A 23,677-nucleotide genomic window follows, 5' to 3' on the forward strand; every position below is an offset into this window, starting at 1 on the left:
TTTCATCCGTATCGCCTCCTGGTTTTTGTGTGTGGTTAATTATATATTATCAGGAGGCGATATTTTTTCAACCTCTATTTTTCCTTACAGGAATTCTCGAATTTTTATTTTATACATATTAGATAAAACATAAATTTTTAGAATTGTCAAGTAATATTATAGCACTTTTTAATGTTTGTATATCAATATTTTTATGGTATCATTTCATTTAGGGAGGTGTGATTATCTCGGAGAGAATATTTGACCCTGAGAAATTACCAAACGATGTTTTAACAATAAGGCCACAAAAATTAGAAGAATATATAGGGCAAGAAAATATAAAGAAAAGGCTTAAATTAGCTATAAATGCTTCTAAAATAAGGAAGGAAGCACTTGATCATGTTTTATTAGTAGGACCACCTGGTCTTGGAAAAACAACACTTGCACATATAATCTCAAATGAAATGGGAACAAATATTCACATTACAAGTGGTCCCATTTTAGAAAAGCAAGGTGATGTTGCTGCAATATTGAGTAATTTGGAATATGGAGATATTTTGTTTATTGATGAAATACATAGAATGAATAAATCAGTGGAAGAAATTTTGTATACTGCAATGGAAGATTTTCAAATTGATATTTTAATTGGAAAAGGGCCTTCAGCAAGATCAATTAGAATTGATTTGCAACCTTTTACACTTGTTGGAGCTACTACGAGAAGTGGATTATTAAGTTCACCTTTAAGAAATAGATTTGGATTGATTATGGAGTTAGATTTTTATACGGTAGAAGAATTAAGTTTAATAATAAAGAGGGCATCAACTGTTTTAAATGTTGAAATTGATGAAGATGCTGCACAACTTCTTGCAAAACGTTCTCGCGGGACTCCAAGAATTGCGTTAAGATTATTAAGAAGAGTTCGTGATATGAGCACTGTAACAGAAAAGAAGAAAATTGATGTAATGATGGTAGAAGAAATAATGGAGTTATTAGGGATTGATAATGAGGGGTTAGATGAGGTAGACAGAAAAATATTAACGACAATCATTGAAGTTTATCAAGGTGGCCCTGTAGGCTTAAAATCATTGGCTGCTTCAGTGGGACTTTCAGAGGATAGTATTTCCGAAGTTTATGAACCATATCTTTTACAAAGTGGATTTTTAGCAAGAACTCATAGAGGAAGAGTAGTAACTAGTAAAGCATATAAACACCTTGGTTATAAAAATGGGGGTGGATTGTTTGATGAGTGAAATTTATAAAAGGTATATGGAAGTTGTAGATTCAATTAAGAATAAATGTAAACAAATAGATAGAGACTATAGTAAAATTAAATTAGTAGCTGTTAGTAAAACGTTTCCGGTTGAAGTTTTAAAAGAGGCATATGATTCAGGAATAAATATTTTTGGTGAAAATTATGCGCAAGAGCTACGTGATAAATCAAAGGTATTAAAAGATTATAACATTGAGTGGCATTTTATAGGAAGGATTCAGATTAATAAGTTAAAATATATTGTACCTGTAGCAAGTTTGATACATTCTGTATCAAGAATTGAGGAAATTGAAGTGATAGATAAAATTTCTAAAAAATTGGGGAAAATTCAAGAAATATTAATACAAGTCAATGTTTCAGGTGAAGAGACAAAATCTGGAGTAAAGCCTGAGCAGCTTATTGATTTAATTGAAAAATCTAAATTATACGAAAACGTAAAAGTTATTGGTTTAATGACGATGGCACCTTTTACAGATAATGAGGAGATAATTAGGAATGTTTTTAAAAAAGCAAGAGTATTAAGGGATAATGTTTCAAAAGAATTTCCTGATGTAGTAGAACTGTCAATGGGAATGTCGAATGATTATTTAATTGCTTTGGAAGAAGGAGCGACTATTTTAAGAATTGGTAGTAAAATTTTTGGTTCAAGAAAATAAAGAGGGAGGGAGCTTGTAAAATGTTTATATTAGGTAATTTTTTAATTGGTCTAGGATATTCATTAAGGGTTTTAATAAATATCGAAATGTTCTTTATTGTAATTTCTGCTGTTTTGAGTTGGTTTAGTTATTATTCTAATGTGCAAAGTATTTATTATTATTTTCAATCGATTGCAGACATTATTGAAAAACCAATTAGAAAACTTATTCCAAGAATTGGACCTGTAGATATATCACCAATGGTAGCAATAGTTGTTTTGGTTTTTTTTGATAGATTTTTAATTCAAAGTATAATTGAATTGGGGTATTATATAAAATGAAGCATTTAGGTATATTTTATAAGCCGGAGCTTTTTGGCAAAGCAGAAAGTTTAAAAGAATTGCTTTTAAATGAAGGTTACATAGTAGATTATTGTGAATCAAGTGAAAGAATAAAAAACAATAAAGTTGATTTAACAATTGTATTAGGTGGAGATGGAACTTTTTTAAAGGCATCCCATTTAGTTAATAATCCGTTAGTTGGTTTTAAAGGTGGAAGATTAGGATTTTTATCAAGCTATACTGTTGAAGAGTTTGACAAATTTTTAAAAGATTTAAAAAATAATAATTTTGTATCAGATGAGAGGACTTTTTTAAAAGTTAGTGATCTAAACACTTTTTGTTTAAATGAGGTTCTTTTAGTTAAGGATCCGGACCAAAAAATGGTGGATATAAAAATTTCTTTTCAAGATGGTGAATTGTTCTTTCATGCAGATGGAATAATGCTGAGTACTCCAACTGGTTCAACAGGATATTCATTATCTTTAGGCGGCCCTATTTTATTGCCAAACACAAAAGCTTTTGTTATTACACCGGTTGCACCGCAGTTTTTAGCTTCAAGAAGTATTGTTATACCTGATAATGAAAAAGTTAATATTGAAGTTGATAAAAGAGTAAATTTAATAATTGATGGAGTAAATTTTGGTAAATTTAGCAAAATTACGGTTATGAAATCAAAGAAAAAAATTTCAATTTTAAGGCCAGTAGATTATGATTTCACAAAGTCTATAAAGGAAAAATTGGGTTACGGTAAAAAAATTTTATAAAAAGGTGATGTATATGGATTGGATATTGAGTGAAAATGTTGAAGAATTGAAGAAAATGGTCTTAAAAGAAGGTTGGCTTGTAGAAAGTTTGTTTAATCAAGTAATCAATGCTTTGAAAGAAAGGGATGAAAAAGCTTCAGTTGAGGTGTTAAAAAAGGAAAACGAGGTAAACCTAATGGATCTGAAGATAAGAGAAAAAGCATTAATCATACTTTCTACTATGATGCCAATGTCAAAGAACTTAAGAATGGTAACAGGAAGTTTTATAGTTTCGGGGTATTTTCAAGAAATAGCTGAAAAAACTACGGACATTGCTAATATGGTGTTGGAGTTAATAAAGGAGCCTCAATTAAAACCTTTAATTACTATTCCTGAAATGGCGAAAATATCTATAGAAATGTTAAGAGAAAGTATGAGAATGTTTGCAGATAATAATATTTATGGGGCTGAAACAATTTGTGAAAAAGATGCTGATATAGACAATTTTTATGATGAGATTAGAAAAGAATTAATGGTATACATGATGGAAGATCCAAAATATGTAAAAAGAGCATTAATTTTACTGGAAATTTCTCAAAAGATAGAGGAAATTGCTGATCTTGCAACTAAAATAGTGGAGGCTGCTTCTTATATAATTACAGGAAAACAATATAAATGTTTTAAAGACAAGTTACATACAATTGATAGTTTGGAAAAGGATGGGGGAGTTAATTGAAAGTATTAACTAAATATATTTTGAAACTTTCATTAGGCCCATTTTTGATGGGAATAGGAGCTTTTATTGTATTTGCAAGTGTTGAACTATTATATCAACTATCGGATATTATTGTAAGACATAGGGTGGGTATTTTAAAATTATTTGAATTGATATATTATAACTTACCATATTTTGCATCATTAGGAATTCCTGTAGGAATTTTATTTTCTATTTTTTGGGTGTTATCACAATTATATAGCTCAAAAGAGATTACAGCTTTTTTAGTCCACGGTATTCCATCACGAAAATTAGTATATCCTTTCTTAATTTTGTCTATAGTTTTTGGAGCAGTTTCATTTTATTTGAATGATCAGGTAGTTCCAAAATTTAATCAGAAGGCAATGGAAACAATATCAAAGTATGTCTATAAAAAGCCGGAAGTTACTATTAAAGAAAATGTATTAACCAAGATTGATGAATCTCAATACTTTTTTGTAAAAAGGTATGATCAACAGCAAGGGATATTATATGATGTTGTTTTGTTTCAAAATATGCAAAGTGAAGAAAGAATAATTACAGCTAAAAAAGTCGAAAAAGAAGAAAATAGTTGGTACTTAATAAACGGGAAAATGTACGTAACGGATAGAGATGGATTTATGAAGTTAGACCTTAGTTTTTCAAAGATAAAGCTAGATTTGAAAGATGATTTGGAGAGTTTAATGAGGGTTGGCAAATCTCCAAGGGATATGACAGGAGAGGAATTAATACAAAAAATAAAGACATTTAAAAAGTTAGGAGTTGATCCTTCTCCCTGGATAGTAGAGCTTCATGGAAGGTACGCTAATTCAGTCGGGCCTTTTATAATAGTAATACTAGGTGTTCCTCTATCACTATTATTTGGATTGAAAAGTAAGTCTTGGAGTGTTATTTTTACTTTTGTAATTGTTGTTTTGTATCAAGGCTCTGGAGCATGGCTTTCTGCAATGGGGAAAGAAAATTTAATTAATCCGGTTCTTGCTGCTTGGTATCCTGATCTCTTATTTGCGATTGTAGGATTCATTCTTTTTGCTATGTTAGATACACCTGTGGCCTATAGAATTAGAGAATTGATAGCAAAATTTTTAGTGATATTTTTTGTTTTTTTTATAGGTTCAAATTTATACTCGAAAGATTTGACATTGGATGCATCAAGTATTGAATATAATACTTCGTATATATATGCAAGCCAAAATGTTAACATATATTGGGAAGATATATCATTATTTTCTGATGAAGCAACTGTATTCTTAATCGATGATAAAGTAAAAGTTTTAGAAGCAGAAGGAAATGTTGTTTTAAGAAGAGAAAATAAGGAATATTATTCAAATTATATGAAATACTTTTTTGATAATGATGATATTTATATAGTTAAAGTAAAAGGTGTTGAAAAGTATAAAAAAAAAGGTAAAGATATAGATCTGTATTTTAATTCTGAATTTACCCAAAAAAGTTCTGAAACAGTGTTAATGAAAGAAGCTTACGTAACAACATGTGAACTTGAAAATCCACACTACAAAATTGAAGCATTAAGGGTTTATGTTTACGATAACAAATTTTTAATTGCTGAGAATTCCATTTTATTTTTACTTGATATTCCATTATTTCCATATCCTGTATATTTTTTAAATTTGACTGAGGATGAGTTTCCTCCTTTTTCGTTTTCTCTGGCATGGGATGAAGATGGTGGATTTATAACACATCAAGAGTATAATCTTTATGTTAATGATTACCTTCTTTCTACTAAGATTACTACAGAAAATAAAGAAACTATTCCTCAATTTAGTATTTACAAAAAAGATGATAAGAACATAAAGTTTTCTATAGATTATGAGAAAAATTACATATACTTAGATTTGAAAAATTTAAAATACAATTCTAATTGGGTTACAAATAAGACGTTTTTTCATGTAGGTTATTCTCCTTTTTACTTTGAAGAATATTTAAATAACGGTAGTTATTATAAAAAATTTGGTTTAAATTTTGATCTTTATAGCAAGGGAAAAATGGACATCAACTTTTATTGGGATGGAAATAAAAGTAGAATTAATAATTCGTTTTCTATAATTAATGTTAAAAAAGATCTTTCCTTAGCAGAATTTAACATTCAAAATTTGAGTTTTAATAATTCATTAGAAAAATCAACATTTTTCACAGATGATAGTACATGGACATTATATCAATCTGGAAATTACTCTTTTTCATTTAAAAATAAGAGCTTTAGTACTAAATTCTACGGTAAAGTGTACAACGATACTTTTTCAAGTAATATTAGGCATACTTTTTCTTATCCTTTGAGCTTTGAGAATGAACTTGTCAAAGTATATGCTAAATATGGATTTGGAGCAAATTTATATAATGCAATTGTTGACAAGTATTATTTTAATTTGGGGTTATATGATATTTATGAGTTAAGTGGGAAGTTAAAATTTAAAGTGTTTGATATTGAAGCAAAATATGAACTAAGAGAAAATTTTCGAGATGAATCAACAAATACTGAATATAATAAATTGAGTAGTATTGTATATGTTAATACTCCTAATTTGAATTTTTCATTAAAACAAGGTTGGGACTTTTTAAATGAAAGAAGGTTGGATGATGAAATTTCTTCGAAGTTTTCTTTTATTGTTTTAAACGGTAAGATTGAACTTGAATCAAAAGCAACTTATGACAACGAAGAAAAAAAACTATCTCCTTATGATGTTTCACTATCTTATGTTAATAAACCTTTTTCTTTGATATATAGACTAAATACTAAATATTACGTTGGTGAACAACAGCCAATAAAAGAGCTAACTCATATTTTTACTTTTCAAAAGCTAAAAGGGAAGGTTGTCCAATCTATAGAGGAAAATTATGTGAAAAGCGCTTATATAAATGGAACTTTTTCTATAAATAATTATAAGAATACTTTAGAACTTTCATATGGTAGAACTTCTAAAGAAGCAACTCCAGAAGTTTATTGTAAGTATTCTTTAAAAAATCAAGAAAATTCTCTTGATTTATCATACAAGACTTCGACTAAAATGTTAACTTTGGGTTTTAACTTAAAGACAATAGATCCTGGGATTAGCTTTTATACGACATATGATATTAAGAATGAAAGGTTTAATAATTTGAAAGCGACATTAAGTAAATCTTTACATCACTGGGTATTTGAACTTTCTAGCGAATTTGAATTTAATCATGATCAAGTATTTAATTTTGATGATGTGAAGAAATTGTCTGTTTTATTTTATATTAAAGAGTTTGATGATAAATTTTTAGGATGGGATTTTAAAGAAAATTCACCAAATATAGGTTTGTTTTAGATTGGAGGTTTTAATATGTCAGAAATTGTATATATTGAAAAAATGGCGTATGGAGGCAGTGGAATAGGAAAGTTGCCCGGTGGAAAAGTAATTTTTGTAGATGGGGCTTACCCCGGTGAATTGGTTGAAGTGGATGTTTTAAGTGAAAAAAGTGATTATGCAATTGGAAAGCTGGAAAAGATAGTTGAAAAAATTCCTGAGCGAAGAAATCCAAAGTGCCCTTATTTTAGAAATTGTGGTGGTTGCAATTTTTTAGATTTAAAGTATGAAAAACAATTAGAGTTTAAGAAAATGGTCTTTATGGATCAACTTGAAAGAATTGCTGAACTAAAATTGAATGATTTATATATTGAAAAAAGTCCTAAAGAATATGAATATAGGTTAAAGATGGAATATTCAATATTGAATGATTATTCTTTTGGTTTTAAAATGAAGAATAGTCATAAAGTTGTAAGTGTAAAAAATTGTATTATTGCTCCAAAAGTTTTTGACAAAGTACTTGAAAAATTGTCATTAACGCTCTCACATTTTAAAATACCTATTTATAATTTTAAACGTAAAAAGGGAATCTTAAAACACGTAGTGTTAAGATACTCGCCAAATGGAGAAGTGATGCTGATTTTTGTTACAAAGTCGGAGTATTTCAAAGAAGGTAAAAAAATAGCAAGTTTAATCAAAAAAGAATTTCCTTTTATAAAGTCAATTGTTCATGTAATGAATAGTAATGATAAAATAGTTTTAAGAGGTCCTTATAAGGTATTAAATGGTGATGGAGTAATTAATTATGAATTTAGTTGGGAAAAATTTCAAGTTCCACCAACTGCATTTTTTCAAAATAATTTTCAAGTTGCAGAGAAAATGGTAGAATTTTTAACAAAAAAATTAGATTTAAATGGTAATGAGGTTGTCTTAGATTTATTTAGTGGACTTGGGACATTTTCTTTAAGACTTGCTGCTTTATCAAAATTTGTTATTGCAGTTGAATCTAGTCATGTATCAGTAAAGGCAGGAAGGGCAAATGCAAATATAAATGGATTAAAGAATATTAAATTTATTGAAGCTGATGCGTTAGATTATTTAAACCAAGTGAATGAAAAATTTGATGTAATTGTTCTTGATCCACCAAGAACAGGGATTGGGACTGAAGCTGTAAAAAAAATATTGGAATTATCTCCTCAAAAAATTGGATACGTTTCATGTAATCCTACAACTTTTGCAAGGGATTTAAAATTACTACTTGAAAAGTATGAAATAGAAGATATAAGAATTTTTGACATGTTTCCACAAACTTATCATATTGAATCTATTGCTATTTTAAATAGAAAAAACAATCTGTGATAAAATATAAATAAAAGGGGTGGGATCTATGAATGTAAAAAGAGCTCTTATTAGTGTGTATAATAAGGAAGGAATAGTTGAATTTGCGAAAAAACTTTCTGAGTGGGGAGTGGAAATAATAAGTACTGGAAATACTGCAAATTTATTAGAGGAAAATGGTATTCCAGTTAATCGTGTGTCTGAAGTTACGGGTTTTCCAGAAATTCTTGGTGGCAGAGTCAAAACTCTTCATCCTAAAATATTTGGTGGAATTCTTGCAAAATTTGGTGATAGTAAACATATGAAAGATTTGTCTGATAATAATATTAAACCTATAGATATGGTTGTTGTTAATTTATATCCATTTGAGCTTGTTGCAAAAGAAACACGCAATGAGGAAAAGTTAATTGAAAATATTGACATAGGTGGTGTTGCATTACTAAGAGCCGCTGCCAAAAATTATAGAGATGTAATAGTTATTTCAGACCCTGAAGATTACGATAAAGTTTTAAAGAGTTTAGAAGAATGTGGAGATGTAATTCTTCATCAAAGAAGGATTCTTGCGTTAAAGGCTTTTTATAGAACGATGAAATACGATGCAGAAATTCATAGTGTCTTATCTGAATTATTTGCTTCTAACAATTTTGAGGAGTAAGAAAATGTATGGAATAGTTTCTGATCTTTATAGAAACATAGTTAGACTTAAGACTAATAATGGTGATATAGTGATTAAATCAAATAAAAAAATGCCTAAAGGTTTAAAAGTTGAAATAAAAAATATAGGGCAAGGTGATTATAAAGGTAAAATATTAATGGGTCCTTCTAAAGTTTTGCCGTCGTTGGATGCTATTTATTACTCTTCAATGATAACTGAGGATAGAAGTTTAGTTGAAAAACTATCATTTTTATTTGAAGAACTTTCCAAAAGAGTGAAGATTGATAGAAGTTTTTTAGAAAAATTTAAAAAATATTTTGAAGCAGGCGAAGTAGATGAGGATAATAAAGTGTTCGGAAACTATGTAAATTTATTAAGTGGAAGATATGGTTTTCGCTCTTTTGGGATGATTAAAATTTTTGTGGATAGAAAAGCAGAAGAATTTGTATTGTATTTTAAAGATAATGTTATTAAAGGAAAAGTGGAAGGTAATGATATAATTTTAAGTACCGATAAGATAATAGAAAATATTGAAGAATTAAAAGAAAGACTAAAGAAGTATTTTTTAAATGTTTATATAAAATATGAAAATTTCGAGGGAGGGATTTACGTTTAGAGAGAAATTAGCGGTGGCTTTGAAATACGACCCTAAGGTAGATTTTGTGCCTTTTGTTATTGCAAAAGGGAAAGAAGAAGTTGCTAAAAAGATTTTAGAGATTGCTAAAAAAAGTGGAGTCCCTATCGTAAAGTCTTCTGAGCTTGTAGATGAATTGTATAAATTAAAAGTTTTAGAAGAAATTCCAAAAAAGTTGTACTTAGCCGTTGCTGAAATTATTGTATTTTTAGAAAGCAGGTGATTTTTATGGCATTTAAAAGAGTAATTTTCTCATTTTTATTAATTCTTTCGGTGCTTTCTTTTTCAAATGTAAATTGGAGTATTAATATTAATTTAAATTTTGGAGCACCACAAAATATTCCTGATTATTCTATTTTAATTGATACGGGAGTATCTTTTGTAGATGTTTATATAGATGATGTTTATGCTGGACAAACAGATATTTTTGGGCAGTTATTAGTAAATTTTGACACTTCTGGTTATCACACTATTACTATTAAAGATGAAGATTATTTAAACATTTCAGTGTTAGTTTTTGTAGATAAAACTGGTAAATATTTAAAAATTCCATTAGTTGAAGCTGGAAAACTGGTTGTATTTTCAAACACTTATCCAGTTAATGTTTATATTAATGGTTATTACTATGGAACAATAAGAAGTATTGATGAAGAGATAAAATTACCTGAGGGAGAGCATTTTATTACATTTGAAAGCCCTGGTTATAATCCTATAACTAAAAAGGTATATATAAAATTTGAAGAAAAAAGTGCAGTTAATTTGAATTTTGAAAAGCTTAAATTAGAATTAAACATAAGAAGCAAAATAAATGAATTTTCACCAAATAATGATTGGTATATGGATAGATGGGAATTAGAAATTTATCTTTCTACTTATGCAACAGTTACAGTAGATATATTAAAAGATGATATCAAAATATTTGAAAGAGTTTTTTCTGGAAAGCCTTACTTGAATTTATTTACATGGGACGGTTCAGGGGCTAGTGAAGTTGGTGAATATTTAGTTAAAGTAATTGCTAATGATGGAAATGACGAAATTGTTAAAGAAACAAAAGTTTTACTAGATGATAAATATACGTATTTAAAGGAGATAGCTATAACTTCACTTATTATGATGTTTGGAACAATACTGTATTTTGTACTAAAAAAATAGAGGAGGTATATGAGTTGATAGATTTTGAGCTAAAACAAAAAATTGATGAGGCAAAGAAGAAATTTGAAGATATTATTAAGGTATTTCATCCGGAGAATAAGAGAAAAGAACTTGAAGAATTAGAAAAGCAAATGGGCGATTCTGATTTTTGGAGTGATCAAAGAAAAGCTAGAGAAATTTCTCAAAAGGCTCAAAGAATTAGAAAGATTATTGATGATATGAAAGATATTGAAGCAAAATTTGAAGATTTAGATGCTGCAATTGAATTATCAGACGAAGATCAAAGTTTTGTTGAAACTATTAAAGAAATGGTAGAAGAAATTGAAAAAAAAGTAAAAACATTCGAACTTGAATTGATATTAAATGGCAAATTTGATGCTAGTAATGCATATTTAACAATACACCCGGGCGCAGGTGGAACTGAATCTCAAGATTGGGCATCAATGCTTTTGAGAATGTATATGCGCTGGGCTGAGAGAAAAGGATTTGATGTACAGATTGTTGATTATCAACCTGGAGAAGAAGCTGGGATTAAAAGTGCAATGATTTATATAAAAGGTGATTATGCATATGGATATTTAAAATACGAAAGAGGTGTACACAGGCTTGTTAGAATTTCACCATTTGACGCAAATAAGAGGCGCCATACTTCCTTTGCATCAGTTAACGTTATACCTGAAATAGATGATGATATAGATATAGAAATAAATCCAGAAGATTTACGTATAGATACATATCGAGCATCTGGTGCAGGTGGTCAATATGTTAATAAAACAGAATCAGCAGTGAGAATTACACATATTCCAACAGGAATAGTTGTTACTTGTCAAACAGAACGTTCACAACTTCAAAATAAAGAAACTGCATTGAAAGTTTTAAAGGCAAGACTTTATCAACTCGAACTAGAAAAGCGGCAAAAACAACTTGAAGAAATTCAAGGCGAATTAAAAGATATATCTTGGGGAAATCAAATAAGGTCATATGTATTCCAACCATATACTATGGTGAAGGATCATAGAACTAATGTTGAAACAGGGAATATCGATGCTGTTATGGATGGAGAAATTGATATTTTTATTGAGAGTGAATTAATACATTTTGCAGGTATTAGAAATAAGCAATAGAGGTGGGGATTATGGCAAAGGTTTATGTTGTAACTTCTGGTAAGGGTGGAGTGGGAAAAACTACAATTTCAGCAAATCTAGGATGCGCATTAGCAAAAGATGGTAATAAAGTTTGTGTAATAGATGCAGATGTTGGATTAAAAAATTTAGATGTGGTTTTAGGGTTGGAAAATAGGATAATTTATACATTAATTGATGTAATAAGAGGAAATGTTAGTGCTAAAGAAGCGCTTGTAAGACACAAAAATTTAAAAAATTTATATCTAATTGCTGCTTCACAGATTGCAACAAAGGAAATGGTTTCACCAGAAGATATGATTAATCTGGTAAAAGAACTAGACGAAGATTTTGATTATATTATAATTGACTCACCTGCTGGGATTGAAAGAGGTTTTAGGAATGCAATTGCTCCATCAGAATATGCTATTGTTGTAACTACTCCAGAACTTCCTGCGATCTCTGATGCTGATAGAGTAATTGGATTACTTGAAAATAATGGATTTAATGAAGAAAATATTATGTTGATTTTAAACAAATATAAACCTCAAATGGTCAAAAAAGGTGACATGTTATCAGAAGCTGATGTAGAAAAGGCTTTAGCAATTAAACTTATAGGTGTTTTGCCCGATTCAAATGAGGTTATAATTTCTACTAATAAGGGAATACCGATTGTTTTGGAAAAAGATGAAGGAATTTCAAAGAATTTTGAAAATATTGTAAAGAGATTAAAAGGTGAAGAAATTTCTTTAGCAGAAGATATTCAAAATAATGAGAATTTTTTCAGAAAATTTTTGTCCTTTTTTAATAAGAGGTGAGTAAAATGTGGTTATTAGATGTTTTTAAAAGAAGTGAAAAAAGAAAACCTAGAGATGAGGCTCTCGAAAGATTAGAAAGTATTGTTAGCAGGCGAAAGGAAATAACACACAAGATCCCTGTTGAAGTATTTTCTAAGAATTCAGAAGAAATAAAAAAAGAAGTAGTACAGATTATTTCGAGAAAATTTAATGTTCCTGTTGAAAGGGTGAAAGTAGATTGTCAAGAAGAAGATGGTTACGTTGTAATTGTTACAAATATAAATTTCAAATAGCTCTTATAATTGGAGTGTTAATCTATTTGTTGTCTGGTTGTGCACTTACATTGGATAAGATAATTCCAGAAAAAGAATCAAATCAAACAATTAATTTTAATGTTTATTTTGAAGCTTATTATTCTACAAGTTTAAAAGATTTTTTTGAAGAAAAACTTGAAAAAAGTTTTACGCTTTCAGATTTAGATGAAATAACTGTGAAATTAAAAGTTAATGATTCTGATATATTTACTTTTAATCTTAAGGGAAAAAACAATAATGTTACCCCTCCAATAGTTATTGAAAAATCAAAAGATGCAATGGTGAAATATGATATTGAGGTAACTTATACTTTGAAAAGGGATTTAATTGATAGTACAGAAGTTGTCTTAAAAGATACAGGTTTAATAGATGATTTAAATTTATTAGACTTTCAGGAATTGAATTTAGTATTTTTTATCCATGATGAAAGTGGTACACCTACTTTAAAACCAAAGATTTTATATGAAGATAAAAAAGTAATTAAAGAAGGTATAGTTGAAGATGGAAAAATTTATTATGTTGAATCTAATAATGATTTTTATTCAATTTTGAAAAATGACAAAGTTAATGAGATATATGTGGATGCAGATTCTAATTTTAGTAACGTATACGTCTTTCCTTCTGAGTAAAATGATTACTAGGTAGGTGTTTGATTTGGGAAGAAAAAAAAAGAAAAATTTATTTAGATATATATATATTCTTTTTGTTTTGCTTTTAGTGTTTTTCTTGGTGGTTATACTTGCTAGTTCAATTATAAGATATAAAGTAAATTTAAATGAGTTAAATCAGGTTAAAAAGCAATATGAAGAGTTAAAAGAAAAGTATGAAAAAAATTTGATTATATATGAAAAATTAAAAATGTTAAGAGAGGGAAGGAAATGAGATATATTGTTACTACATCATACAATGCTAATAAAGAAATTGTAAGGTTGGCAAAAAATATAGCAGAGGAATTTAATGTAAAGTATATTAACAGAAATCATGTTTCAAAATACTTAAAAAGTGGAAAAATAGACTTTTATTATGTTGTAGATAAAAAAGGTATGTTGAAAATAAAATGGAAAGATGGAGAATTCTTTTTTCACCAAGGGATAGCAAAGATCAGGATGGAAAATATTAAGCATGGAGAAAGAGATTACCTAATAGAATCATTGAAGCCAGAAAAAACGGACGTAGTATATGATGCTACTTGTGGGCTTGCTTCAGATGCTATTTTAATTGCTAATTTTGCAAAAAAGGTAGTTGCTACTGAAGGGTCTGAGCATATTTATAGAGTTGTTAAATGGGGATTAAAAAGATATATTTCTGATGAAGAATGGATAAATAATGCTATGAAAAAAATAGAGCTTATACATGATAATTATAAAAATTTTGTTAGAAATCAACCTGATAATTCATTTGATATTGTATATTGTGATCCAATGTTTGAAAATCCAATATACGAGAGTAATTCTTTAAATCCATTGAGAGGTTTTGCTGTATATGAACCTTTGAGTTTGGAGGATCTCGAACATATGATTAGAATATCAAGAAAAAGAGTTGTTATTAAAACACTAAAAAAGGATAGTTTGTATGAAAAAATTAAAAATTATTTTTCAAAGGAATTTATTTCACGAAAAAGTGGAATAGTGTATGGTGTTATTAATAAATCGGAGGTGTAAGTTGATGGGATTTTTCGAAAAGTTCAAGCAAGGATTGAAAAAAACGAGAGAAAGTTTTTTTGGTAAAATGAAAAGTATCCTATCAGGAAAAAAACTCGATGATGAAACAAAAGAAGAGATAGAAGAGCTTTTAATATTATCTGATGTAGGCTTTGAAGCAACTGAGTATATTTTAAATAGAATTGAGGAGTTAAAGGGAGAAGATGCATATGAATCGTTGAAAAAAGTATTATTGGAAATACTTAATTTTAATAGTGAATTAAAAATAGAAAAAAAACCTTTTGTAATTAGTATGGTTGGTGTTAATGGTTCGGGAAAAACTACCACTGCTGGAAAACTTGCAGAATATTTTTCAAAGTCTGGAAAGTCAGTTGTGTTAGCTGCATGTGATACTTTTAGAGCTGCTGCAATTGATCAACTAAAGGTATGGGCGGAGAGAACATCTTCTACGTTTATTGCGCATCAAGAGGGTGCAGATTCTGCTGCCGTTGCATTTGATGCTGTAAGTCATGCTATATCTAAAGAGAAAGATATAGTAATTTTAGATACTGCTGGAAGATTACATACCAAGAAAAATTTAATGGAAGAATTAAGAAAAATTAATAGGGTAATTAAGAAGAAAATCGAAGATGCGCCACACGAAGTTTTATTAGTAATAGATGCTGTAACAGGTCAAAATGGTTTGCAACAGGCAAAGATCTTTAAAGAATTTGTAGATATTACAGGTATTGTATTGACAAAGTTGGATGGAACAGCAAAAGGTGGAATTGCCATTGCAATTGCAAAGGAATTAGGGATTCCTATAAAATTTGTAGGTTTAGGGGAAGGCGTTGACGATCTAAAACCGTTTGATGCTGAAGATTTTGTTAATGCTTTACTTGAGGGATGATTAGCATGAATGCATTATGGGATAAAAGTTATAAATGTCCAGTATGTGGAAATGAATTTTATAGTAAAAAAGTAAGGATCGATTCTATAAAGATTGCTAGTTATGATGAAGATTTAAAACCAAATTATTTGGATGTAAATCCTTTTTTATATGAAGTAGTTGTTTGCCCAAATTGCTTATATGCAGAGTACGAAAGTATATTTGAAAAAGATGTAAAAATAACAGAAGTTGAAAAAATAAAAAGTATACTTGGTAAGCTAAAATCGAAATTATCAAATGTTAAATTTACCGATGAAAGAGATATTGATACTGCACTTAAAGCTTATGCTATAGTAGTAATATTATCCACATTACTCAAAAAATATTGTAAACTTGCAGATTCTTATTTAAAGATTGCTTGGCTTTTGCGTGAAAAGGGCGGTGAAAAAGAACAAGAAGAAATATCACTTGCACACGCGCTTAAGAATTTTGAAAATTGCTATATGAATTCAGACATTTCTGACGGGAGAATGGAAGAAAAAATATTATTTTACCTTGGTGAGTTAAATAGGCATTTTGGGAATAAAAGTGAGGCAGTAAAATGGTTTTCAAAGTTGATGCAGAAATATAAAAACAGTTCTTCTTATTATGCAAAGGTAGGGAAAGATAGATGGCAAAGTATGCGGGAGTAATTTTGATTTTAATGTTTTTTTTGTTTTCGTGTAATTATGTTACATACGATCAGTATAAACTTTTGGAGCAGCGAGTTTATGGTATTGAAAACATAGTTAATGAACATGAAACAAGAATATCTTCATTGGAAAAACAATTTTATAATTTATCTCAAAGAATTGATACTCAGATTAATGATTTAAATAATAAATTAAGTGAAATAAATAATGCAGGTGATATTGAATATTTAAAAAATTTTACCCGAAAAATTGCAATTGAACTTTCAGATTTGCAAAATCAAATGAATAAAGTTACTTCAGAGATAACTTCATACAATCTTAAAACAGTTATTTACAGGTTGAATTATTTAGAAGGAATGGCGGAACGTTTAGAATTAAGTAAAGTAAATGATTTGTTAAATCAAGCGCTCAAAAAATATGAAACAGGATATAAACAGATACTAGACATTGAAAATAGATTATATGAAATGAATTTAACTGTAGATTCATTAAAGGAAACAGTTGATGAAATACAGTCGATAAGTGGAGAAGGAGTTACTCAAGATTCAATTGCGGTAAATCAGATTTTACAAAAGTTTGAAAAAATTCAGGACTTGGAAGAAAGATTAAACGATTTAAGTTTTAAAGTAGATAGTATTTCTTCGAAAGAAAATTTAGAAAGAGAACTCGCTACTATCAAACAAATTAGTTCTGAATTGAATTTTTTAAAGCAAGAGTTTAAAATGGAAGATATAGAAGATATATTAAAGTTGAGACAAGGTTATATAAATTATGTTATCAGGCCTGGGGATACATTATATATTATAAGTAAAAGATATAATTTAGGTAAGGATGGTGTAGAAAGACTAATCACGTTTAATGCTATTGAAGATCCAAATCGGATTATTCCAGGACAAGTAATAAAGATTCCTATAGATAACTTAAATGACTATGTTAGAGTACCTATTGACATTGAACCGGAAGATATATTAAGCTATTTTGGAGATATAAAAAGTGGTGCGACTAATCTTGGAATAGATATAAGTGCTGAAGGAAAAGATGTATATCCAATTTTACCTGGAAGAGTAACTGTAAAAGGTAATAACGTTTTATACATAGACCATGGAAATGGAGTTCTTGCTATTTATAAAGGGATAGAAACTGACTTTAAGGAGAATGATTGGGTTGTTTCAGAAAAATCAATAGGTAAAGTCCATGGAATTTTTCATTTTGAAATTTGGGTTGATGGTGAGCCTAAGGATCCGTTTAGATTTTTTTTCAAATATAAAGGAAAATTTGATGTTACCTTTTATACCCCATGGGATGATGGCAAAATTGTTCAACATCCAACTTTTAGATTAACAAGGATAGGAAAAATAGCCAAAGAGTGGCAAACTGTAGCTGTTGATTCAAGTTTAATTCCACTTGGAAGTTATGTATATATTCCACAATTAAAAAAAGTTTTCATTGCAGAGGATACAGGTAGTGCTGTGAATGGAAGAAGAATCGATGTCTACGTAGAAGAGGTTTCTCTTGCGAGAAAAAATAGTATTAAAAAATATGATGTATATGTTTTAGAGGTTGGAGGGAGTTAAAACGTGGCTGTTACAATGAAAAGTGATTATGCATTAAGATTGTTACTTTTATTATCTATTGAAAATAAGAGGATGAGTACATCAGAATTGATTTCAAAATGTAAGACAAGTATTCCATATGAATTTGCACAAAAAATTCTTTCCCAACTTGTAGCAAGCGGAATTTTGGAGTCATCAAGAGGTAAGTTCGGAGGTTATAAATTAGTAAAAGATCCAAAAGATATTACAGTATATGACATTGTTACTTCAGTAGATGATATTAGTTCAATGATAACTTGTTTTGTTCCACCTGATAAAATAAGTTTGGCACCTGAAATTTGCTCTGTAAATGAAGTTTGGGAAATTGTTATGAAAAGATTTAAACAATCGTTAAAATCTGTTACTTTAGAAGATTTGAAAGAATCGTATTTAAAAAAATGTGAAGAATTTGAAAGGAGGCAAAAATTATAAAAGTAGGTGTTGCCTTAAGTGGCGGTGTTGATAGTGCAGTAGCTCTATATTTTCTCTTACAAGAAGGATATGAGGTGACTGCCTATCATATGAAGACAGTGTTTGATGAGATATATTTAACAAAAAAAATTACACATAAGGTTTGTTGCAGTCCTTCAGATACATATGATGCTAAAAAGATTGCGGAAAAGTTTGGTGTAGACTTTAAAGTAGTGCATTTAGAAGATGATTTTAGAGAAATGGTTATTAATTACTTTGTTAGTGAATATAAGCGTGGTAAAACTCCAAATCCATGCTTTTTTTGTAATGATTGGATAAAATTTGGTGTTTTAATGGAAAAAATGTTTGAAGATGGTATGGATTATGTTGCTTCAGGACATTATGCAATAATAAAGAATGGTAAATTATATAAGGCTAAAAGCTATGAAAAAGATCAATCATATTTTCTGGCTTCTATAAAGAAAGAGAAGCTGAAAAAAATTATTTTACCTAATGGAGAATATACAAAGCAACAAATTAGGGAGATAGCTGAGAAAATTGGAATTCATGTTCATAACAAGGTGGATTCGCAAGATTTATGTTTTATACCAGATGGAAATATTTCTGAATTTTTGAGAGAAAATAATATGGAATTTAAAGAAGGATTAATTATTGATACTGAAGGCAATATTATTGGAACGCATAAAGGACTTGCTAATTATACAATTGGTCAAAGAAAAATAGGTGTAGCAACAGGAAGAAGGCTTTATGTAATTAAAAAAGATTTTAAAAATAATATTTTAATTGTCGGTGATAAAGAATCGGCTTTTAGTACAAAATTTACAGTTTTGAAACCAAATTTTTTGCAGAATGTATCCAAAGATTTTGAAGGATATGTTAAAGTAAGAAAAAAATTCAAAGAAGTTAGATGTAAAGCCCATTTTGAAAATGAAAGGTTATATATTGAAACGCAAGAGCCAATTTTTGCTATTACACCTGGGCAGATAGCAGTAGTGTATGGTTTTGATGATTCAGTTATAGTTTCAGGTATAATTGAAGGGGAGGGATGGAATTGAATTTGAATGTACTAATAGGTGAACAAAAGCTTCAGGAACGTATAAAATCTCTTGGTAAAGAAATTACTGAGTATTACAAAGAAAAAACGGATACAATTCATGCCGTGTGTGTTTTAAAAGGTGCTATTCATTTTTTTACGGATCTTGTTGAAAACATTGATTTAAATGTTGAATATTCCTTTATTCATGTTTCAAGTTACAGCGGTATGGAATCTACTGGTAGAATTAGAGTAAAAAGCTGGATTGATGAGCCTATTGAAGGAAGGCATGTTTTGGTTGTTGAAGATATATTAGACACAGGTCAAACATTGTCATACATTCTGGGCTACTTAAAAAGGTATAATCCAGCAGATTTAAAAGTTGCAACTTTGTTGAAAAAAACTTCTAAAAATCCTATTGTAAATGCAGAATTTGTAGGCTTTGAAATTGAAGACAAATTTGTAGTAGGATATGGTTTGGATTTTGATGAAAAGTATAGAAATATTCCATATATTGGTTATTTAGAATAGAATTATGAATAAAAATATAGTTTTATTATTAATCGCAATTTTTGTAACATTATTTTCATTAGGTGTTGTTTTTTTGCCGTGGATAAATATTTTATTGTCTGTAATTTACTCTCCTCTTGATGAGGAGACTAATTTTTTGGTTTTGGGTCTTGATAAAGATATACAAAATACGCGAAGAACTGATGTAATAATGTTTTTAAACATTAATGTGAAAAATAGAGAGATAAAAATTACAAATATACCAAGAGATTTAATAATAAATAATTCAAAGATAAATTCAATTTATCAAAAAGAAGGATTAGGTTATTTAAAAGAATTGGTTGAAAATTTTGTTGGTAAAAAGATTGATAAATATGTAATTGTTGATTATGACGTTGTAAAATTAGTAGGTGATAGAATTGGTCCTATTGAGGTTTATGTAGATATGCCCATGAAATATACTGACTATTCTCAGAATCTTATTATTGATTTTGATCCAGGAATACATTATTTATATGGGGAGCAGTTATTGGCTTATATGAGATTTAGGAAGGATTCATTAGGGGATATCGGAAGAATTGAACGAGAAAAGTATATTATTAACCAATTAATAAAAGCGGCGTTGAAAAAAGATGTTTTTACACTTGCAAAAGTTTTTAAAGAGGTCTATGAATCTATGGATACAAATATAAAAACATCAGAGCTTGTATTTTTAGCTACAAAATTTAAAGATGGATTTTCAATAAAAAGTTATTCTTTCCCTATAAAATATGACGTTAATGGAAATATTTATCCTGGGGATTTAAGCAAATTAAAAGAATTTTTTTCTTCAAAAAGTTTAAATAAGGTAGATGAACGCTATAGATTTTATATAGTTAACAATACAAAAAATCAAAATAGGACATATAATGTAAACTTGCATTATATGTGGAAAGCGGCTGGATATATACCGGAAGATATTTATTTTATGCAAAATACAAATTTTTTATCAGATACAGTTTATATTGTAAACGAAGAAGTGAAAATAGAAGAAGTAGAAAAAATTGTTAAAACCGTGCATCCAAAGAGAAATTTTAAAATTTTACTTGCAAAAGAAGATCTTGAGAATTATTTGATTTTAATTGACACATTAACAAAAAATAGAAATTATCCAGATTTATCAGTAGATTTTGTAGTTATTCTTTCTCAATAATTTTGTTTTTAAGTTTTTGTGTATAAATATGTGCAAGACGCGTTGGTTCAGGAAGTTTATATTTGGTTATGTATTTTTTTACTATGTTTAGCGAGCTATCAAGATCTATTAAATGTCCAGGAGAAATAAAAATTGGTTTTGTATTTTCTCTGCTTTTTAAAACAATTCCGATCTTTTCTCCGTTGTACCAAAGGTAAGAAGATGAAAATTTAGTATTCGAAGGTTCATCATACGTTCCAACTAATTTCTTTTTTGCTATACCAATTGTTGGCTTTTTGATCCATAATCCCATATGAGATGCTATTCCAAGCTTTCTAGGGTGTGCAATTCCATGACCGTCAAACATAACAAGATCTACATTTGTTTTAATTTTTTGCCATGCTTTTAAAAACACAGGACCTTCCCTAAATGCAAGAAGTCCTGGAATGTATGGATATTTAATTTTGTCAATGTGGTAAGTGATTTCCACAACATTGAATTTGCTGTCTATAACTACTATAACAGCCAATGATTTATTATTAACGTAAGACAAATCGACTCCAGCTACATATGTAGGAGTTTTATTGAAGGGCTTGAAAATTAATTTATCATTTAAAGATTTTTGAATTGATATAGCTTCTTTTGGAGTAACATCCCACCTATGAATCATAATTTCTCAAAACCCTGCATATAGTAATTTAGAAACTTCTAACCATATAAATTTGTCGTTTTTGATGGAATATACAAAGTGAATGTAGCCAATTCTATCAGCATGATATATACCTGATAAAGTGATAATTCCTTTCAATTCATAAATATCATCTTTTCCAAAGTCAAAAGCTTCTAGATTTGATATGCCTCCAATAAATAAATCTTTGTTTTCACCAATAAATTGACCAAATTTGTTGTAAATTTTTTCATTTATATATTGTTCCTTTTTTTCACTTAAATCTAAAAAAGTATATTTGTCTTTATATGATATTAGCGCTTTAAATCCATCAAAAAACTTTGCTTTAAGGTCTAGTTTTAAATCATTATTTAATAAAACTCCCTTCTTTATGGAGTAAATAAAATATTCACTATAGTTACCACTACCACCACTATCGCTAATGATTAGGATATCTTTAATGCTGTCACCATCAAAATCATAAATTTCCATTTTTGGTGAATAGCCTCCAAAGTCCAATTTTATGTTCTTTTCTGACTTTTCATTTTTAATTTTCAGAACAAAAGCGTCATAATAAATTTCACTTAATTTATTGCCTTCTAAGGTTATATTTTCAAGTATCCCATCATTATCAATGTCTGTATTAGTAGAGGTTATTACATTTGCATGTAAAAAAATAGAAAAGATAAATAATATTATAGAAAGAACAATCTTTTTCATATTTTTAACTCCTTTTGCTAAGTTTGTTTGTTTTTGGCTCGAACCATTTATAAAAGTATTTTCCTTGGTATGTATCTTTTTCTTTTAATCTTTTTTCAATCATATTAATAATTTGTATTTTTGGAATTCCCCAATTACCAAAGATAGTCCCATTATTTGGAGGATCTGCTACCAATCGATGAATAATTATTTTTGGTGAGAGAAATTCTAAAAATCGTATGACTCTTTCAATATAACTCTCAAGTGTTCCAATTTGAATTTTGTTTTCATTAAAAAGTTTTCCTAAAATTGTGTTTTCGACAACGTATAGTGAATGTATTTTAACACCATCTATATCTAGAACTGATAGAATTTTTGCTGTTTCAATTACATCAAGCATATCATCAGTTGGGAAGTTTAAGATCACATGTGAAATAAGTTCAAAATTTCTTTCTTTAATTTTTTTGGCAGCATAGATGTATTCAGCTAATGTGTGTCCACGATTCATTTTTACAAGAGTATGATAATTTGAAGTTTGAAGTCCCATTTCTATTGATACGTCAATCTTTTCTCTTAATTCTTCTAGTAAATCCAAAATTTCGTCTGAAATACAATCAGGTCTAGTTGAAATAGAAATTTGAACTATATCTTCATCTATTGCGCTAAAATAAACTTTTTTAAGCATTTCAATTGGTGCATAAGTATTTGAATAATTTTGAAAGTATGCTATAAATTTTTTAGCGCCCTTTTTTGTATATCTTTCCTTCATTTTTTTTATTTGAGTTTTTATATCAAACTCACCAAAAGTGGTAAAACCGCTACCTGTTTCATCACAAAACAAACAACCAGGTAATCCATTTTCACGGTTTGGACAGCTAAAACCTGCATTTATTGGTAATCTATATACTTTTTCACCATATTTTTTCTTTAGTTCGACACTTAATTTTCTATACCTATAACCTTCCTGTAAAAAGTCGAAAATTTTCTATATACCTCCTTTTCATCAATAGTTGGGAATGTACCATTATAATATGTAAATTTTCCATTTACCATCGTAGCAAATACATCAACTTTTGAATGAATTATATGTTTTTTCATATTTTCGATAGGATAAAAACTTGGATTTTTCAAATTAATTATTGTTAGATCAGCTGGGAAACCTTCTTTTATTTCTCCGCCTTCTATATTTAACGATCTATAACCGTTTATTGTTAGCATTTTGAGCATTTGGTTAATGTCAAGATTTTGAGGATTGTCCTTTTTTTGTAATAGAGAAGCAATTCGAGCTTCAAATAGTATGTCAAGAGAATTGTTACTAGCAGGTCCATC

Annotated in this window: 28 protein-coding genes; 24 read left to right on the forward strand and 4 right to left on the reverse strand. The window is 28.7% G+C overall.

Features of this window, described 5'->3' with window-relative positions; translation table 11 throughout:
• The first annotated feature begins 221 nt into the window (after window positions 1-221).
• The 24 genes from ruvB to JG780_RS06265 are packed head-to-tail and all read left to right on the forward strand — an operon-like array spanning window position 222 to window position 21,003.
• Window positions 222-1,229, forward strand: coding sequence for a Holliday junction branch migration DNA helicase RuvB (gene ruvB, locus JG780_RS06150; RefSeq protein ID WP_193330478.1), 1,008 nt, complete (start codon window positions 222-224; stop codon window positions 1,227-1,229).
• The gene (locus JG780_RS06155; RefSeq protein WP_004102870.1) at window positions 1,222-1,905 is read left to right on the forward strand and encodes a YggS family pyridoxal phosphate-dependent enzyme; all 684 of its coding nucleotides are present in this window, start codon (window positions 1,222-1,224) and stop codon (window positions 1,903-1,905) included. Before ruvB ends, JG780_RS06155 begins: the two co-directional genes overlap by 8 nt.
• 20 nt (window positions 1,906-1,925) lie before the next feature.
• Window positions 1,926-2,225 (forward strand): YggT family protein, encoded by a 300-nt coding sequence (locus JG780_RS06160; protein WP_004102871.1) that lies wholly within the window; start codon window positions 1,926-1,928, stop codon window positions 2,223-2,225.
• Window positions 2,222-2,989, forward strand: a complete 768-nt coding sequence (locus tag JG780_RS06165) for an NAD(+) kinase (RefSeq protein ID WP_004102873.1) — start codon at window positions 2,222-2,224, stop codon at window positions 2,987-2,989. Before JG780_RS06160 ends, JG780_RS06165 begins: the two co-directional genes overlap by 4 nt.
• 13 nt (window positions 2,990-3,002) lie before the next feature.
• Window positions 3,003-3,704: a phosphate signaling complex PhoU family protein gene (locus JG780_RS06170; RefSeq protein WP_287569590.1), complete on the forward strand. Its 702-nt coding sequence runs from the start codon at window positions 3,003-3,005 to the stop codon at window positions 3,702-3,704.
• Window positions 3,701-7,033 carry a YjgP/YjgQ family permease gene (locus tag JG780_RS06175; protein WP_287569592.1) on the forward strand — a complete coding sequence of 1,111 codons (3,333 nt, stop codon included), beginning with the start codon at window positions 3,701-3,703 and terminating at the stop codon, window positions 7,031-7,033. The genes JG780_RS06170 and JG780_RS06175 overlap by 4 nt, the downstream gene beginning before the upstream one ends.
• Window positions 7,034-7,048: 15 nt before the next feature.
• On the forward strand, window positions 7,049-8,371 hold the full coding sequence (rlmD, locus tag JG780_RS06180) for a 23S rRNA (uracil(1939)-C(5))-methyltransferase RlmD (protein ID WP_287569593.1): 1,323 nt from the start codon (window positions 7,049-7,051) through the stop codon (window positions 8,369-8,371).
• Window positions 8,372-8,399: 28 nt separating this feature from the next.
• On the forward strand, window positions 8,400-9,005 hold the full coding sequence (locus tag JG780_RS06185; protein WP_114702774.1) for an IMP cyclohydrolase: 606 nt from the start codon (window positions 8,400-8,402) through the stop codon (window positions 9,003-9,005).
• A gap of 4 nt (window positions 9,006-9,009) precedes the next feature.
• The gene (locus JG780_RS06190; RefSeq protein ID WP_287569596.1) at window positions 9,010-9,621 is read left to right on the forward strand and encodes a hypothetical protein; all 612 of its coding nucleotides are present in this window, start codon (window positions 9,010-9,012) and stop codon (window positions 9,619-9,621) included.
• 13 nt (window positions 9,622-9,634) lie between these two features.
• Complete coding sequence (locus JG780_RS06195; RefSeq protein WP_004102879.1) at window positions 9,635-9,862, forward strand: EscU/YscU/HrcU family type III secretion system export apparatus switch protein; 228 nt, start codon at window positions 9,635-9,637, stop codon at window positions 9,860-9,862.
• 5 nt (window positions 9,863-9,867) lie between these two features.
• A complete protein-coding gene (locus JG780_RS06200; protein WP_114702777.1) occupies window positions 9,868-10,791 on the forward strand; it encodes a PEGA domain-containing protein in 924 nt (307 codons plus the stop codon).
• A 14-nt stretch (window positions 10,792-10,805) separates the two neighbouring features.
• Window positions 10,806-11,915, forward strand: a complete 1,110-nt coding sequence (gene prfB / locus JG780_RS06205; protein WP_004102881.1) for a peptide chain release factor 2 — start codon at window positions 10,806-10,808, stop codon at window positions 11,913-11,915.
• 11 nt (window positions 11,916-11,926) lie between these two features.
• A complete protein-coding gene (gene minD, locus JG780_RS06210) occupies window positions 11,927-12,730 on the forward strand; it encodes a septum site-determining protein MinD (protein WP_004102882.1) in 804 nt (267 codons plus the stop codon).
• A gap of 5 nt (window positions 12,731-12,735) precedes the next feature.
• Complete coding sequence (locus JG780_RS06215; protein ID WP_004102883.1) at window positions 12,736-13,002, forward strand: cell division topological specificity factor MinE; 267 nt, start codon at window positions 12,736-12,738, stop codon at window positions 13,000-13,002.
• 14 nt (window positions 13,003-13,016) lie between these two features.
• Entirely contained in the window at window positions 13,017-13,652 is a 636-nt protein-coding gene (locus JG780_RS06220) for a hypothetical protein (protein ID WP_287569600.1), read from the forward strand.
• A gap of 16 nt (window positions 13,653-13,668) precedes the next feature.
• Window positions 13,669-13,905, forward strand: a complete 237-nt coding sequence (locus tag JG780_RS06225) for a hypothetical protein (RefSeq protein WP_373419040.1) — start codon at window positions 13,669-13,671, stop codon at window positions 13,903-13,905.
• Window positions 13,902-14,684, forward strand: coding sequence for a class I SAM-dependent methyltransferase (locus tag JG780_RS06230; RefSeq protein WP_004102889.1), 783 nt, complete (start codon window positions 13,902-13,904; stop codon window positions 14,682-14,684). The genes JG780_RS06225 and JG780_RS06230 overlap by 4 nt, the downstream gene beginning before the upstream one ends.
• Before the next feature lie 4 nt (window positions 14,685-14,688).
• Window positions 14,689-15,573 carry a signal recognition particle-docking protein FtsY gene (gene ftsY, locus JG780_RS06235; protein ID WP_004102891.1) on the forward strand — a complete coding sequence of 295 codons (885 nt, stop codon included), beginning with the start codon at window positions 14,689-14,691 and terminating at the stop codon, window positions 15,571-15,573.
• A gap of 5 nt (window positions 15,574-15,578) precedes the next feature.
• On the forward strand, window positions 15,579-16,244 hold the full coding sequence (locus tag JG780_RS06240) for a DUF2225 domain-containing protein (protein ID WP_004102893.1): 666 nt from the start codon (window positions 15,579-15,581) through the stop codon (window positions 16,242-16,244).
• Complete coding sequence (locus JG780_RS06245; protein ID WP_004102895.1) at window positions 16,223-17,818, forward strand: 3D domain-containing protein; 1,596 nt, start codon at window positions 16,223-16,225, stop codon at window positions 17,816-17,818. The genes JG780_RS06240 and JG780_RS06245 overlap by 22 nt, the downstream gene beginning before the upstream one ends.
• A gap of 3 nt (window positions 17,819-17,821) precedes the next feature.
• The gene (locus JG780_RS06250; RefSeq protein ID WP_004102897.1) at window positions 17,822-18,268 is read left to right on the forward strand and encodes an RrF2 family transcriptional regulator; all 447 of its coding nucleotides are present in this window, start codon (window positions 17,822-17,824) and stop codon (window positions 18,266-18,268) included.
• On the forward strand, window positions 18,265-19,323 hold the full coding sequence (mnmA, locus tag JG780_RS06255; RefSeq protein WP_081429717.1) for a tRNA 2-thiouridine(34) synthase MnmA: 1,059 nt from the start codon (window positions 18,265-18,267) through the stop codon (window positions 19,321-19,323). The genes JG780_RS06250 and mnmA overlap by 4 nt, the downstream gene beginning before the upstream one ends.
• Entirely contained in the window at window positions 19,320-19,832 is a 513-nt protein-coding gene (hpt, locus tag JG780_RS06260; protein WP_004102901.1) for a hypoxanthine phosphoribosyltransferase, read from the forward strand. The genes mnmA and hpt overlap by 4 nt, the downstream gene beginning before the upstream one ends.
• Window positions 19,833-19,836: 4 nt before the next feature.
• Window positions 19,837-21,003 (forward strand): LCP family protein, encoded by a 1,167-nt coding sequence (locus JG780_RS06265; protein WP_004102903.1) that lies wholly within the window; start codon window positions 19,837-19,839, stop codon window positions 21,001-21,003.
• Here JG780_RS06265 and nfi read toward each other — a convergent pair.
• The 4 genes from nfi to JG780_RS06285 form a co-directional block, all read right to left on the reverse strand.
• Window positions 20,987-21,652 (reverse strand): endonuclease V, encoded by a 666-nt coding sequence (gene nfi / locus JG780_RS06270; protein ID WP_004102905.1) that lies wholly within the window; start codon window positions 21,650-21,652, stop codon window positions 20,987-20,989. The two genes, JG780_RS06265 and nfi, sit on opposite strands and share 17 nt — an antisense overlap.
• A 6-nt stretch (window positions 21,653-21,658) precedes the next feature.
• Complete coding sequence (locus JG780_RS06275) at window positions 21,659-22,369, reverse strand: YybI family spore inner coat protein (RefSeq protein WP_004102906.1); 711 nt, start codon at window positions 22,367-22,369, stop codon at window positions 21,659-21,661.
• 4 nt (window positions 22,370-22,373) lie between these two features.
• Window positions 22,374-23,330 (reverse strand): tRNA modification radical SAM protein MnmL/YtqA, encoded by a 957-nt coding sequence (gene mnmL, locus JG780_RS06280; RefSeq protein ID WP_081578916.1) that lies wholly within the window; start codon window positions 23,328-23,330, stop codon window positions 22,374-22,376.
• The coding region (locus JG780_RS06285; protein WP_287569606.1) for an amidohydrolase family protein at window positions 23,288-23,677 on the reverse strand (390 nt) is incomplete at its 5' end. The genes JG780_RS06285 and mnmL, both read right to left, overlap by 43 nt.

The sequence above is a fragment of the Thermosipho sp. (in: thermotogales) genome, from assembly GCF_020054775.1.
Classification (GTDB): Bacteria; Thermotogota; Thermotogae; order Thermotogales; family Fervidobacteriaceae; genus Thermosipho; species Thermosipho africanus.